General features: G+C 71.3%; 12 protein-coding genes. 6 read left to right on the top strand and 6 right to left on the bottom strand.

All coding sequences use genetic code 11. The features are described from left to right. The first annotated feature begins 10 nt into the window (after positions 1-10). Positions 11-1,606, top strand: coding sequence for a serine/threonine protein kinase (locus IF78_RS0108610; RefSeq protein WP_031480285.1), 1,596 nt, complete (start codon positions 11-13; stop codon positions 1,604-1,606). Here IF78_RS0108610 and IF78_RS0108605 read toward each other — a convergent pair whose 3' ends face one another. Continuing rightward, positions 1,607-3,043, bottom strand: coding sequence for a serine hydrolase domain-containing protein (locus IF78_RS0108605; RefSeq protein ID WP_031480283.1), 1,437 nt, complete (start codon positions 3,041-3,043; stop codon positions 1,607-1,609). Positions 3,044-3,159: 116 nt separating this feature from the next. Between IF78_RS0108605 and IF78_RS0108600 the strand changes: the two genes are divergently transcribed. Continuing rightward, positions 3,160-4,131: an LLM class F420-dependent oxidoreductase gene (locus IF78_RS0108600; protein ID WP_031480281.1), complete on the top strand. Its 972-nt coding sequence runs from the start codon at positions 3,160-3,162 to the stop codon at positions 4,129-4,131. Positions 4,132-4,246: 115 nt separating this feature from the next. Next, on the top strand, positions 4,247-5,290 hold the full coding sequence (locus IF78_RS0108595; protein WP_031480279.1) for a hypothetical protein: 1,044 nt from the start codon (positions 4,247-4,249) through the stop codon (positions 5,288-5,290). A gap of 27 nt (positions 5,291-5,317) precedes the next feature. On the opposite strand, the gene IF78_RS0108590 is transcribed toward IF78_RS0108595, so the two are convergent. Further along, positions 5,318-5,800 carry a DUF6328 family protein gene (locus tag IF78_RS0108590; protein WP_031480277.1) on the bottom strand — a complete coding sequence of 161 codons (483 nt, stop codon included), beginning with the start codon at positions 5,798-5,800 and terminating at the stop codon, positions 5,318-5,320. Between the two features lie 82 nt (positions 5,801-5,882). Beyond that, positions 5,883-6,866, bottom strand: coding sequence for an aldo/keto reductase (locus IF78_RS0108585; RefSeq protein WP_031480275.1), 984 nt, complete (start codon positions 6,864-6,866; stop codon positions 5,883-5,885). A 136-nt stretch (positions 6,867-7,002) separates the two neighbouring features. On the opposite strand from IF78_RS0108585, the gene IF78_RS0108580 reads away from it, so the two are divergent. After that, a complete protein-coding gene (locus IF78_RS0108580; protein WP_031480272.1) occupies positions 7,003-8,694 on the top strand; it encodes a cholesterol oxidase substrate-binding domain-containing protein in 1,692 nt (563 codons plus the stop codon). A gap of 7 nt (positions 8,695-8,701) precedes the next feature. On the opposite strand, the gene IF78_RS0108575 is transcribed toward IF78_RS0108580, so the two are convergent. Further along, positions 8,702-9,913, bottom strand: coding sequence for an FAD-dependent monooxygenase (locus IF78_RS0108575; protein ID WP_031480270.1), 1,212 nt, complete (start codon positions 9,911-9,913; stop codon positions 8,702-8,704). A gap of 342 nt (positions 9,914-10,255) precedes the next feature. On the opposite strand from IF78_RS0108575, the gene melC1 reads away from it, so the two are divergent. Next, positions 10,256-10,630, top strand: coding sequence for an apotyrosinase chaperone MelC1 (gene melC1 / locus IF78_RS0108570; protein ID WP_031480268.1), 375 nt, complete (start codon positions 10,256-10,258; stop codon positions 10,628-10,630). 32 nt (positions 10,631-10,662) lie between these two features. Then, a complete protein-coding gene (gene melC2, locus IF78_RS0108565) occupies positions 10,663-11,487 on the top strand; it encodes a tyrosinase MelC2 (protein ID WP_031480266.1) in 825 nt (274 codons plus the stop codon). A gap of 23 nt (positions 11,488-11,510) precedes the next feature. On the opposite strand, the gene IF78_RS0108560 is transcribed toward melC2, so the two are convergent. Next, a complete protein-coding gene (locus IF78_RS0108560) occupies positions 11,511-12,191 on the bottom strand; it encodes a ribonuclease H family protein (protein ID WP_031480264.1) in 681 nt (226 codons plus the stop codon). A 47-nt stretch (positions 12,192-12,238) separates the two neighbouring features. Then, on the bottom strand, positions 12,239-13,042 hold the full coding sequence (locus tag IF78_RS0108555; RefSeq protein ID WP_031480262.1) for a VOC family protein: 804 nt from the start codon (positions 13,040-13,042) through the stop codon (positions 12,239-12,241). Positions 13,043-13,099: the final 57 nt, after the last annotated feature.

The raw sequence follows: 13,099 nt of genomic DNA, 5'->3' as shown, positions 1-13,099 counted from the left end.
TCAGCGAGGGATGGCCATGGTCAAGGCGCGCGTCTCCACAGCCGAGTTGGTCGCCGGAAGGTATCGGCTCGTCGATGTCGTGCATCGCGAGACGAACCGCGTCAGTTACTACGGCGAGGACATCGAGACCGAACGCACGTGCCTCCTCACCCAGGTCGGGCTGCCCGACGACACCGGCCCGGACGACCGGCGCCGGGCGACCTCCCGGATCCTGCGGACGTCCGAGCGGATCGGCCTGCTGCGTCCTGGCCGGGTCGCCACCGTTCTTGCGGCCGTCGAGGAGTCAGGGAGCCTGTGGATCGTCACCGAGTGGATCGAGGGCACGCCCCTGGGTGAACTCCTCACCCAGCAGGGCACGTTCAACTACGTCCGGGCCGCCCGCATCGGCCTGGAACTGCTCGACGTGCTGGAGGCCGCGCACGTGGCGGGCATCACGCACGGCGAGCTGAGCCCGGGCCAGGTGTTCGTGCACGAGGACGGCTCCGTCGTCGTCACCGGCTTCGGGCTGGCCGGCGCGACCCTCGCACCCCGGGTCGCGGCGCCGTCGTACGCCTCGCCGGAGCAGGCCCGCGACGAGCGCATCGGCCCGGCGTCCGATCTGTGGGCGCTCGGCGCGCTCCTCTACACGATGGTCGAGGGGCGTCCGCCGTATCGCGAACGGGACCGGCCCGAGGCCACCTTGAAGGGGGTGGACCGGCTGCCGCTGCGCGCCCCGGTGCGTGCCGGGCCGCTCACCCAGGCCGTGCAGGGGCTGCTGCGCAAGGACTCCAGGGAGCGGCTGAGCAGACCGGTGGTCCGCGACGCGTTCGTGCGTGTCCTCAACGAGGACCCCGAGGCGGCCCTTCAGGAGATGCCGCGCCCCCGTGTGCGCGGTCGGTGCGCCGTCGGGCCGGCCTGGGGCCGACGCGCCATGGTCGCGGGTACGGCCCTGGCCGTGGTCAGCGTCGCGGCCGCCGTACTCGTGGTGACCAACGGCCGGCCGGACGACTCGGGCTCGTCGGCGGCCGGTGCCGCGCCCAGTCCGTCGACCTCCGCGGGGGCGCCGACCGGCTCCCCCGCCACCCCCACGGGCAGCCCGTCCCCCACACAGGAGGCGACGGAGGCAGGAACGCCCCCCGCTTCCCCCGCGGACCCGGCCCTGCCCGACGGCTACCGGACGTACACATCACCGGACGGCTTCTCCGTCGCCCTGCCCGAGGGCTGGAAGCCGCTGCGCACCCAGCGCGCATCGGACCTGGCGTACCGCGTCTTCTTCAGCGCCGACGGCGATCCGCGCAAGCTGGCGATCACCTACAGCGAGCGCCTGGGCCCGGACCCCGTCGCCGTGTGGCGCGACGACGTCGAGCCGGGACTGGAGGAGTGGAGCGGTTTCCAGCGGATCGGCGAGATCGAGGCGACCACGTACCAGGGATACAAGGCCGCCGACATGGAGTGGCTTTCGGAGAAGGACGGCACCCGGGTGCGCACCTTCGGCCGGGGGTTCCTCATCGCCGAGCACCGTGGCTACTCACTGCGCTGGACGACCCCGGCGGGCGACTGGGACGACCCCGGGAACCAGGAGGCCCTGGACGTCTTCCTGCGGACCTTCCGGGTGCCCGGGGACTGATCAGGCCGACGCGCGGGGCGCCCGCATCGCCCGCAGGGGCAGGCCGTGCAGCGGGTCCGTACGCCAACTCGCCCTGAACGTACGGGCCTTGAGGGAGCACGTCACGTCCAGGTGGTGCGGCGTCTCCAGGAAGGCCAGGTCCACGACGAGGGTGTCCGGACCGGTCCAGCCGCCGCTCACCGCGGTGGGTACCGGCTCCTCGGCGACGGTCCACCCGGTCTCCCCGAGCCGCACGCGCAGCGGGTGGCCGTCCTCGGTGAGCGTCAGCGTCCAGCCGTCCGTGTCCTGCGCGAGGTCGATGGCGGTCAGCTCGGGCACATGGCCGCACACCCCGCCGTCCGGGGTGAACGTGGCGGCGGACCAGGCCTCGGCCTGCTCGTGCGGTGCGGGCTTGCCGGCCGCGGGTGGCAGGGCGAGGCCCGCCAGCCGCTCGGCCAGGGCCTCGTCCCCGGTCTCGCCGCCGGTCACGGGTGCGGGCCGGAACGCGGGCAGCAGATGCTCCCAGACCAGGTTCAGCACGGTCTGCATGTCCCAGGTGTCCGCCGTCGTCGCGATCACGGCGTCCTGCTCGGGCAGCACGATGCAGAACTGGCCGAACGCGCCGTCACCGCGATAGCCGTGCCGGGACATCCAGAACTGGAAGCCGTACCCCTGCTGCCAGTCCTCCCCGGGCAGGACACCGGCGTTCGGGATCTGCGGGCGCGTGGCCTCGGTCACCCACCACTCGGGCAGCAGCCGCTCGCCCTCCCACACCCCTCCGCGCAGATACAGCTGGCCGAGCCGGGCGATGGCGTCGGTGGTGGCGTGCAGCCCGCTGAAGCCGAGCTCCCGGCCGCTGCGGTCCGACAGCCACGCCACGTCGCCGATGCCGAGCGGGTCCAGCAGGCGGGGCCGGAGATACTCGGTCAGCGACTGGCCGCCGGCGCGCCGCACGATGGCGGAGAGTGTGAAGGTGGCGGGCTGGTTGTAGGCGAAGACGGTGCCCGGGTCACGGGGCGGCGGTACCAGCAGGAACCCGCGCACCAGGTCCTCGCTGTCGAGGTCGCGCGCCTCGAAGAGGGTGTCGCTCTCGTGCCCGCTGGCCATGGACGCCACGTGCCGCACGAGCATCGCGCGGCTGCGCGGGTCGGTGATGTCGGCGTCGAGCTCGGGGAAGTACGAGATCACCGGGTCGTCGAGCCGTATCAGCCCCTCGGCGGCGGCGATCCCGGCGGCGGTCGCGGTGAAGCTCTTGCTGATCGAGTAGAGCAGATGCGGGCGTTCGGGCGTGTACGGCGCCCACCAGCCGGAGGCGACGAGGTGGCCGTGCCGCAGGATCATCAGGCTGTGCGGCTCGATGTCGGGGGCGGAGTCGAGGGCGTCGAGGAAGGCGTGAACACCGGAGGCGTCGACGCCCTGGGCGGCGGGGGTGCTCGAGGGCAGAGGGCGAGCAGGCATATGGGCATCCTCTCCCGGCACTCGTTCGGCGAGCGAGAGAGTTTCGCACCGCGAACTCCGGCAGCCCACCCCATCCGTCCCGTTTTCACCGCCGGTGTCCCGGGGACTCGGCCCGCATGGTGCAGATCGGATACACAATGATGACCGAGCAGGCCGGCCCCCGTGAGCTGGTGGACCACCTGGTCCGCGCCGAGGAGGCGGGCTTCGACTTCTCCGTGACCTCCGACCACTACTTTCCGTGGCTGGCATCGCAGGGTCACTCGCCGTACGCGTGGAGTGTGCTCGGTGCTGCCGCCCAGGCCACGTCCCGGATTCCGCTGATGACCTATGTGACGTGTCCGTCGTTCCGCTACCACCCGGCCGTGGTGGCGCAGAAGGCGGCCACGATGCAGTTGCTGTCCGAGGGCCGGTTCCGGCTGGGGCTCGGCTCGGGCGAGAACCTCAACGAGCATGTCGTCGGCGGCGGTTGGCCGTCCGTGGACGTGCGGCACGAGATGCTCGAGGAAGCGGTGGAGATCATCCGGGCGCTCTTCGAGGGCGGCCATGTGAACCGTCGCGGCACGCACTTCGACGTGGAGTCGGCCCGCCTGTGGGACCTGCCGGACCGGCCGACGCCCATCGGGATCGCCGTGTCCGGGGAGCAGTCCTGCGAGCTCGCGGGCAGGCTCGGCGACCTCGTGATCGCCACGGAGCCCAAGGCGGACCTGCTGGCGGCGTTCGACCGGCACGGCGGCGCGGGCAAGCCGCGCGTCGGGCAGCTGCCGGTCTGCTACGACCCCGACCGGGACACGGCGATCAAACGCGCCCACTCCATGTTCCGCTGGTTCGGCGGCGGCTGGAAGGTCAACTCGGAGCTGCCGCACCCGGATTCCTTCGACGCGGCGACGCAGTTCGTCACCCCTGACGATGTCGCCGAGTCGATCCCGTGCGGCAACGACCCGGACACCTTCGTCGAGGCCGTCCGCCCGTACGCGGAGGCCGGGTTCACCGAGATCGCCCTGGTACAGGTCGGGGGCGAGGAGCAGACGCCCTACATCGACTGGGCACGGACCACACTGCTGCCCGCGCTGCGGGACGCGCTCGGCTGACCGCTCGCGTACCGCACCGGGCGACGCGGGGACACCGCGGCGGCGTCGTCCACGGGTGCCATAAGCTGCCGGTCTGCACTTCTGCCGACCGAGCAGCCCTACAGGAGAGCCGCCCGTGACCCTTGCGTTCGTCCCGCCCGAGACATCCCCCGCGCCCGAGACCCCGCTGTCCGACCTCGTGGCGCGGGACGCGCGTGAGTTCGGGGTCTACGCGCGGACCGGAGGGTGGGCCTTCGGCCTGATGGTGGCCCGCAGTGTGCGGCCCGGCGGCCAGGGCGCGGACGAGACGCCGAAGGTGTCCGCGAAGGAGTTCGCCGAGCTCGCCGGTTGCTCCGCCGAGCGCGTCATGCGCTACTACAAGGCGTGGGACCGGGCCGCCGACGACGGCATCGTCCCGCACTTCGAGGCGCTCGCGCCGGGCCAGGAGGTGGAACTGCCGGACGCCGACGTGTGGCTGAGCTACTACATCTCCCGCAACAGCGCCACGTCCGAGCGCGGCACCGCCATCGCCGAGGCCGCCGAGGCCGAGGGCATCCGCCCGACGAAGGCTCTGGAGGTCGCCGAGAACCCCACCGCGCTGCGCGCCGCGATCCTCGCCGACCCCTCGACCGCCCGCGCGGCCCGCCAGGCACTCCTCGACCGGGTCCGCGAAGACCCGGAGCTGCAAGCCGAGTTGGCGCGGGACGTGGTCCGCACCGAGGAGCTGAAGAAGGCCGTGGCCGGCGAGAGCCGGGCGGCCGACCGGATCGACTACGTCCGCCAGATCGCCGAGTCCGGCCAGATCAAGACGCCCGCCGGGCAGACCGTCGACGCGCCGGTGGACCTGCGTCAGGAGGCCGAGCGGCACCTGTCGCTCATCGACGAGCTGGAGGACGACGAGGACCCCGGCGAGTGGGCCACCGAGGCCTACGGCACCATGAAGTCGCTCGTCGTCGAGGCCGTGGAGGCCGATCCCGAGCTGCGGGTGCAGGAGCGGCGGACGAAGTTCTACAGCAGCCTGCAGAAGGCGACGAAGGTCTTCGAGGAGCTGACCTTCGACGATGTCCAGGAGTTCGTCGAGGACGACATGGTCCAGCAGTTGGAGGAACTCCAGCAGGCCATCGCCACGTGCATCGCCGCACTGCGCGGGGCACCGGCAGCCTCGGCGCGACCGGAGTAGGCGTTCGTCCCGCCGACGCGCCGCCGCTCACTCCGTGTAGCGGCGGCGGGTCCACAGCGGCAGCACGAACCAGCACAGCAGGTACCAGACGACGACGCCCGTGACCAGCCAGGGCACATAGCCGTCGTGGGTGGCCACCCTCAGGATCAGCAGGAGCGAGGCCGCCATCACGGCGAGGAGCAGGATCAGGCCGACGAAGGTCAGACGGGAGGCCCAGGTCACCGCCTGCGGCTTTATGCGCCGCCCGGACACCAGACGGTGCAGGGACACGGGACCGATCAGGGCGCCGGTGGCGGCGGCACCCAGGACGACGGTCACGATGTAGATGGTCTGCTCCGTGCCGTCGAGCGTGTCGTACTTCGGCGTGAACACGACGGTGAGCAGGAAACCGAACAGGATCTGTACGCCCATCTGGGCCACGCGGACCTCCTGGAGGAGTTCACCCCACATCCGGTCGGCGCGCTCGTCCGCGGTCTCGTCGCGTCCCGTCCGTCTTTCCCTCTCGGTCATGCGAAACGGGTAACCCCGGCGCTGAGGCCTCAAACGACGGGGCTCCGGGAGCAGCGGGGTGCCGCTCCCGGGCCGTCCGCGACTACCAGCGGTTCTCGACCTGGTCCTTGATCCGCCGGTCGTAGAGGTCCTGGATGGCGGCGAGCGTCTCGTCGGACAGTTCCGGCAGCGCGGCGGCCGCCGCGTTGGCGTGGGCCTGCTCCGGCGAGCGGGCGCCCGGGATCACGGTGGTCACGCCCGGCTGCTGGATGATCCAGCGCAACGCGAGCTGGGCCGGGGTGAAGCCCTCGGGAGCGAGGGCGGAGAACTCGGCGGCCGCCTCCACTCCGGAGTCGTAGTCGACGCCGGAGAAGGTCTCGCCCTGGTCGAAGGACTCGCCGTGCCGGTTGTAGGTGCGGTGGTCGTTGGCGGGGAAGACGGTGTCCTTCGTGTACTTGCCCGACAGCAGGCCGGAGGCCAGCGGGACGCGGGCGATGATGCCGACGCCCGCCTCCTGGGCGGCGGGCAGCACCTCGCGCAGGGGCTTCATGCGGAACGCGTTCAGGATGATCTGCACGCTGGCCACGCCGGGCCGGGCGATCGCGGTCAGCGCCTCCTCGCAGGTCTCCACGCTGACGCCGTACGCCGCGATGCGCTCCTCCGCGACCAGGGTGTCCAGGGCGTCGAACACCTCGTCCGTCGAGTAGACGGGCGTCGGCGGGCAGTGCAGCTGGACCAGGTCGAGGCGGTCCACGCCGAGGTTGCGCCGGGAACGGTCGTTCCAGGCGCGGAAGTTGTCGAGAACGTAGTTCTCGGGGATCTGGTCGACGCGGCGGCCCATCTTGGTCGCCACGAAGATGTCCAGCTCGGGCCTGCCGCGCAGGAAGGCGGCGATGGTCTGCTCGCTGCGTCCGTCGCCGTACACGTCGGCCGTGTCGAAGAAGGTCACCCCGGACTGGACCGCCGCGTCCAGCACCGCAAGGGCTTGCTTGTCGTCGACGTCTCCCCAGTCCGCACCCAGTTGCCACGTACCGAGTCCGACGACGGATGCCCGACGGCCCAACCTACCGATTACACGCTCGTCCATGGCGTCAGTGTGTCATTGGTCCGGCACGTGCGCGGAACGGGCCCCTCCGGCCCGCTCGCTGTGAATCTGTCACCCACAAGAGTGAATCAGCCGGACGAGCAAGCGCTTGCCGTCGGACCGATCCTAGCTTGGGCCTGTGATCGACGAATTCAGCCGCCGGGGCTTCCTGCGCACCGCCGCCGCCCTGGCCGCCCTACCCGTTCTGATACCGGCCGATCCGGCCGTCGCGGCACAGGAGTTGCCGGACTTCCCGGCGGAAGTGGCCCTGTACCGCTCCGCGTACCGCAACTGGGTCGGCGAGATCACCGCGGACGGGCTGTGGGCGTGCGCACCGGCCACCCCGGACCAGGTGGTCGCCGCCGTCAACTGGGCCTGGCGACACGGCTGGAGAGTCCGCGCCCGGGGTGCCTCGCACGGCTGGTCACCGCTGACGATCCCCCGGGGGATGCCGTCGGACACGCCGGTCCTGCTCGTGGACACCGCCCCTCATCTCACCGGCCTGTCCCTGGAGTCGCCGGACTCCGTACGCGCCGGCACCGGCGTCACCCTGGAGGCGCTGCTCACCCACCTGGAGGAGCACGGCCTCGGCGTGACCGCCGCGCCGGCACCCGGCAACCTCACCCTGGGCGGGGCCCTGGCCATCGACGCGCACGGCACCGCGATACCGGCGCGGGGCGAACAGCGGCCGCCCGGGCACACGTACGGCTCGCTCAGCAATCTCGTACTGTCGCTGACGGCGGTCGTCTGGGACGAGGCGAGGGGCGCGTACGCGCTGCGCACCTACGACCGTGACGAGGCGGACTGCGCCGCGCTGCTCACTCATCTCGGCCGCTCGCTGGTGACCGAGGTGGTGCTGCGGGTGGGCGCGAACACCGACCTGCGGTGCGTGAGCCGTACGGACATCCCGGCCGCCGAGCTCTTCGCCGCGCCCGGCACCGAGGGACGTACCTTCGAGAGCTTCCTGGACCGGACCGGGCGGGTCGAGGCGATCTGGTTCGCCTTCACCGAGTTTCCCTGGCTGAAGGTGTGGAGCGTCTCCCCCACCCGGCCGCTGACCTCGCGGCATGTGAGGACGCCGTACAACTACCCGTTCTCCGACAACGTCCCGCGCCCGGTGGCGGACCTGGTCGGGCGCATGGTGTCGGACGGGGCCTGGTATCTGGCGCCGGTACTGGGCAACGCACAGTACGACCTGGCCGCGCTCGGGCTGGTGGCGACCGTGTCCGCGGACCTCTGGGGGCCGTCCAAGAACACGCTGCTGTACCTGCGGCCGACGACGCTGAGGATCGCAACGAACGGCTGCGCGGTGCTGACGAGCCGGTCCCGAGTGCAGCGCGTGGTCGCCGAGTTCACGGCCTTCTACCGGGAGCGGCTCACGGCGTACGCCGCGCGCGGGCGGTTCCCGGTCAACGGCTCGGTGGAGATCCGGGTGACCGGCCTCGACGATCCGGCGGACGTCGGTACGGACGGTGCGCGGACGCCGCTGCTGTCCGCCCTGCGGCCGCGCGAGGACCGTCCCGAGTGGGACACGGCCGTGTGGCTGAACATCCTGACGCTGCCAGGGACGCCGTACGCGGAGGCCTTTCTGCGCGAGATCGAGCAGTTCGTGCTGCGTACGTTCGACGGCGGGTACGCCATGCCCCGGGTCGAGTGGTCGAAGGGCTGGGCCTACACGGACGAGGCCGCCTGGAGCGACGACGAGGTGCTGGGCTCGGTCGTGCCCGGCAGCTTCGGGGAGACCGGCTGGCGCGAGGCGTCGGGAACCCTGGACCGGCTGGATCCCCACGGCGTGTTCGGCAACGCCTTCCTCGACCGGCTGTTCGGGTGAGGCTCGGCTACTTCCTGGACGCCCTGGCGTGCACGGTGCGCGCGATCCTCGGTCCCAGCCAGCGTTTGAGCCGGCGCAACGCCTCCAGTTGCCCGGCTGCCCTGTCGATCCGGTAGTACAGCTGGGGCGGCAGGTAGGGCAGCAGGGGTGAGTGACGCTGGCCGAGCAGGGCGAACATCCGGTGCGGGGGCAGATCGATGTAGCGGGGCAGGTTCTCGTACCACTGGGCGCTGTGGCGGGCCGCGCTCTGGACGGGCAACAGGGCCTGTCGGCGCTCCTGTTCGTAGCGGGCGAGAGCCTGTGGAAGAGCGGGCTGCTCGTGCAGTGCGCCGGCGAGGGCGATGGCGTCCTCCAGGGCGAGGGTGGTGCCGGCGCCGATGGAGTAGTGGGTGGTGTGGGCGGCGTCGCCGATCAGGACCAGGTTGTCGCGGTGCCAGGTGCGGTTGGTCACGGTGCGGAAGGTCCGCCACTGAGCGCCGCCGTCGGCGCCCGAGCGGCCGATGAGTGGATGGCCGTCGAGGACGTCGGCGAAGAGCTTCTCCAACAGGGCCAGTCCGTCGGCCTCGTTCGCGGTGTCGAGGCCGAGGCCGGTCCAGGTCTCGGCGGCGCATTCGACGACGCAGGTGCCGGCCTCGGGACCGAAGCCGTAGCCGTAGCACCAGATCCAGCCGTGCCCGGTCTCGACGAAGGCGAAGGTGAAGGCGTCGAAGACCCTGCTGGTGCCGAGCCAGGTGTAGCGGTTGCGGCCGGCTCTGATGCGGGTGCCGAAGTGGTCGGCGTGGCGGCCGCGCAGGGCGCTGTGGACTCCGTCGCCCGCCACGACCAGGTCGGCGTCGGGCAGGTTCTCCGGTGTGACCCGGTGCTCGAACTCGAGCCGGACGCCCAGCGAGCGCGCGCGGGTGGCGAGGATCTCCAGCAGCCGGTGGCGGCCGATGCCGCGCCCCTCGTCGCCGGGCCGACGGGTCGTCAGGTTCCGTACGTGGGCGACGCCCTCGCTCCAGCGGACCGAGCTCTCGTCGATGGCGCGGGCCGACTCGGGGTCGTGCTGGTGCAGTGTGTCGAGCAGTTCGCGCCAGTATGTGACGCCCCAGCCGTAGGTGGCACCCTCCGGGTCGCGCTCGTGAACGGTGATCTCGTGGGACGGGTCCCGCAGCTTCAGCAGGATCGAGAGATACAGGCCGGCGGGCCCGCCGCCGACGCAGGCGACCTTCACGCACACCCCTAGGAAGTACCCAAATCGGTCATTTCGGATCCGCAGGGTAGCAGGGCGAGCCTCGGGCGCCGCGACGTTCCGGATCGCGCCAGTTTCAGCGGGTGGGACAGACCACTGCGACCACGGCGACCCGCCAAGGACCACCGGCAACGCGATCTCCAGGAGAAGGAATTCCCCATTCCGGCCATTCGGGCGCCTTACGAGCAGCAAGATCATCTTTGTTCAATCTTGCATGACATGTAGGCACTTGTCCGGATCGTAGCCAACCACTACCGACCGATTTCTCCCTCTCTCGTCCCGCCCGATAGGCATGCGGAGTCATCAACCGAACGTATTCAGGAGCTCCGTATGCCACAACTCAGCCGTCGCCGTGCGCTCACCGCCGCTGCCGCCCTCGCCACCGCGGCAGGTGTCCAGACGGTCGCCGCCCCCGGCGCGTCCGCCGCCGGGCACGGCGACCACCACTCCCCGGGGTCCTTCGACGAGGTCTACAAGGGCCGCCGGATACAGGGCCGGCCGGCCTCGGGCGGCGGTCACCAGCATCACGGCGGCGGATACGCCGTGTTCGTCGACGGCGTGGAGCTGCATGTGATGCGCAATGCCGACGGCACTTGGATCAGCGTCGTCAGTCATTACGACCCGGTGCCCACGCCGCGCGCCGCCGCCCGAGCCGCCGTCGACGAACTGCGGGGCGCCGCACTTCTCCCCTTCCCCGCCAACTGACCGGCCGTACCCGCACTCTGGAGCACCGCACCATGACCGTCCGCAAGAACCAGGCCCTGCTGACCGCCGACGAGAAGCGACGGTTCGTCGCCGCCGTTCTGGAGCTGAAGCGCAGCGGCCGTTACGACGAGTTCGTCACGACGCACAACGCCTTCATCGTCGGCGACACCGACAACGGCGAGCGCACCGGCCACCGCTCGCCGTCCTTCCTGCCCTGGCACCGCAGATTCCTGCTCGACTTCGAGCGCGCGCTGCAGCAGGTGGACGCCTCGGTCGCGCTGCCGTACTGGGACTGGAGCACCGACCGTTCCATACGGTCGTCGCTGTGGGCGCCCGACTTCCTCGGCGGCACCGGGCGCAGCCGCGACGGGCAGGTGATGGACGGGCCGTTCGCCGCGTCGACCGGTAACTGGCCGATGAACGTGCGCGTCGACGGGCGTACGTTTCTGCGCCGCTCACTCGGCGCCGCCGTGCGTGAGCTGCCGACGCGGGCCGAGGTGGAGTCCGTGCTCGCCATGGCGACGTATGACATGGCGCCCTGGAACAGCGCGTCGGACGGCTTCCGCAACCACCTGGAGGGCTGGCGGGGCGTGAACCTGCACAACCGGGTCCATGTGTGGGTCGGCGGGCAGATGGCCACCGGTGCGTCGCCCAACGACCCGGTGTTCTGGCTGCACCACGCCTACATCGACAAGCTCTGGGCGGACTGGCAGCGGCGGCACCCCGGCTCCGGCTATCTGCCGGCCGCCGGGACGCCGAACGTGGTCGACCTGGGCGACACGATGAAGCCGTGGAACGACGTGCGTCCGGCCGATCTGCTGGACCACACCGCGCACTACACCTTCGACGCGGCCTGAGTCACCGCCCCCTGCCGCCCGGGTCAGGCCTCGGCGGTGCGGCACTCCGGGTGGCCCCAGCCCCGGGTGTTCTTGGCGATGGGCTCGCCCGCCGCATAGCTGCGTCCGCAGAGACAGCGGCCGGGGAACTTGGCCTTGATGGTGCGCGAGGAGCTGCCGTTCTTCCGGGACGCCGTGGCCTTGCGGCGCGGGGCCTTGGCCGGCGGGGTGTCCGGGGCGGCCGGCGGCTCCGGTGAGCCGAGGCCGCTGCCCGCGGGCTCCTGGACACTGGCCGCCTGGCTGGCGGCGCGGTCGGCGAAGTCGTTCAGCGGGTCGCCGTCGACCTGGTGGGCGGGGACGTAGCGGAACTCGACCGTGCGGCCGGCGAGCAGTTCGTCGATGCGCACGACCAGGTCCTGGTTGGCCACCGGCTTGCCGGCGGCCGTCTTCCAGCCGTTGCGCTTCCAGTTCGGCAGCCAGGTGGTGACGGCCTTCATGGCGTACTGCGAGTCCATCCGGATCTCCAGCGGCACGCCGGGGTCGGTCGCCGTGAGCAGGCGTTCCAGCGCGGTGAGTTCCGCGACGTTGTTGGTGGCCCGGCCGAGCGGGCCCGCCTCCCAACGGGTCGGAGTCTCCTTCTCGTCGGCGACGACCCAGGCCCAGCCCGCCGGTCCGGGGTTTCCCTTCGAAGCCCCGTCGCACGCGGCCACAACACGTTCACGCATGTGCCGATCATGCCATGGGCGGGCCGGGCGCCCGGCCGCGGAGCCGGTCAGGAGACGTCGCTGAGCTTGGGCATGTCGCCCTCGGTGGTACTGGTGTCGATCACCGAGAAGCTCGCGCCCTGCGGGTCGCTCAGCGCGGCGAATCGGCCGAAGGGGCTGCTCATCGGGCCGAAGCGGAGCACGCCGCCGAGCTTGGTGGCCTTCGCCACGGCGTCGTCGCAGTCGGGGACGTTGAAGTAGACGTTGATGTACGGCGGGACCTCGGGCGGGAACTCCTCGGTCATCGTCATCCGGCCCAGGGCCATGGTGTCCTTGCCGAGGGTGTAGAGGCGGAAGTCGATCGCGTCGTCCTCCATCTGCTGCTGCCCATAGCCGAAGACGGCGGGGAAGAAGGTGTCGGACTTCTCCGGTGTGCGGGTGAAGACCTCCGCCCAGCAGAAGCCACCCTGGTCGTCCATCGCCGTCTCGAAGCCCTCGTGGGTGCCGGCCTGCCACACACCGAAGACGACACCGCCCGGGTCGCGGGCCAGGCACATGCTGCCGAAGTCACCGACCGCCATCGGCTCCATCAGGATCTCGCCGCCGTTGTCGCGGATCTTCCCCGCGGTGGCGGCGACGTCGGGGGAGGCGAAGTACAGGCACCACTGCGACATGCCCTCCTGGCCCGGCATGGGCGGGACGACCGCGGCGGCGGCCTTGCCGCCCGCGTAGGCCTGGGTGTAGTTGCCGTACTCCGACGACTCCTCGCCGAACGTCCAGCCGAGGACATCGCCGTAGAAGCTCTTGGCCCCCTCGATGTCGCTGAACATCGCGTCGGCCCAGATGGGGGTTCCTTCAGGTTTCGCGGCCATGTCTGCGGCCCTCTCCCGGATCGATGAGTTGTCCGGTTTCTCACGCTAGCCACCCGG

It is taken from the genome of Streptomyces bicolor, from assembly GCF_000719285.1.
Classification (GTDB): domain Bacteria; phylum Actinomycetota; class Actinomycetes; order Streptomycetales; family Streptomycetaceae; genus Streptomyces; species Streptomyces bicolor.
This window is presented reverse-complemented; position numbering and strand designations above follow the sequence as displayed.

What these genes read in the sequence shown, in the direction of transcription:
- IF78_RS0108610 (WP_031480285.1), top strand. Translation starts at nt 11, where the DNA reads ATGGCCATGGTCAAGGCGCGCGTCTCCACAGCCGAGTTGGTCGCCGGA.
- IF78_RS0108605 (WP_031480283.1), bottom strand. Translation starts at nt 3,043, where the DNA reads ATGCCTGCTCGCCCTCTGCCCTCGAGCACCCCCGCCGCCCAGGGCGTC.
- IF78_RS0108600 (WP_031480281.1), top strand. Translation starts at nt 3,160, where the DNA reads ATGGTGCAGATCGGATACACAATGATGACCGAGCAGGCCGGCCCCCGT.
- IF78_RS0108590 (WP_031480277.1), bottom strand. Translation starts at nt 5,800, where the DNA reads ATGACCGAGAGGGAAAGACGGACGGGACGCGACGAGACCGCGGACGAG.
- IF78_RS0108585 (WP_031480275.1), bottom strand. Translation starts at nt 6,866, where the DNA reads ATGGACGAGCGTGTAATCGGTAGGTTGGGCCGTCGGGCATCCGTCGTC.
- melC1 (WP_031480268.1), top strand. Translation starts at nt 10,256, where the DNA reads ATGCCACAACTCAGCCGTCGCCGTGCGCTCACCGCCGCTGCCGCCCTC.
- melC2 (WP_031480266.1), top strand. Translation starts at nt 10,663, where the DNA reads ATGACCGTCCGCAAGAACCAGGCCCTGCTGACCGCCGACGAGAAGCGA.
- IF78_RS0108560 (WP_031480264.1), bottom strand. Translation starts at nt 12,191, where the DNA reads ATGCGTGAACGTGTTGTGGCCGCGTGCGACGGGGCTTCGAAGGGAAAC.
- IF78_RS0108555 (WP_031480262.1), bottom strand. Translation starts at nt 13,042, where the DNA reads ATGGCCGCGAAACCTGAAGGAACCCCCATCTGGGCCGACGCGATGTTC.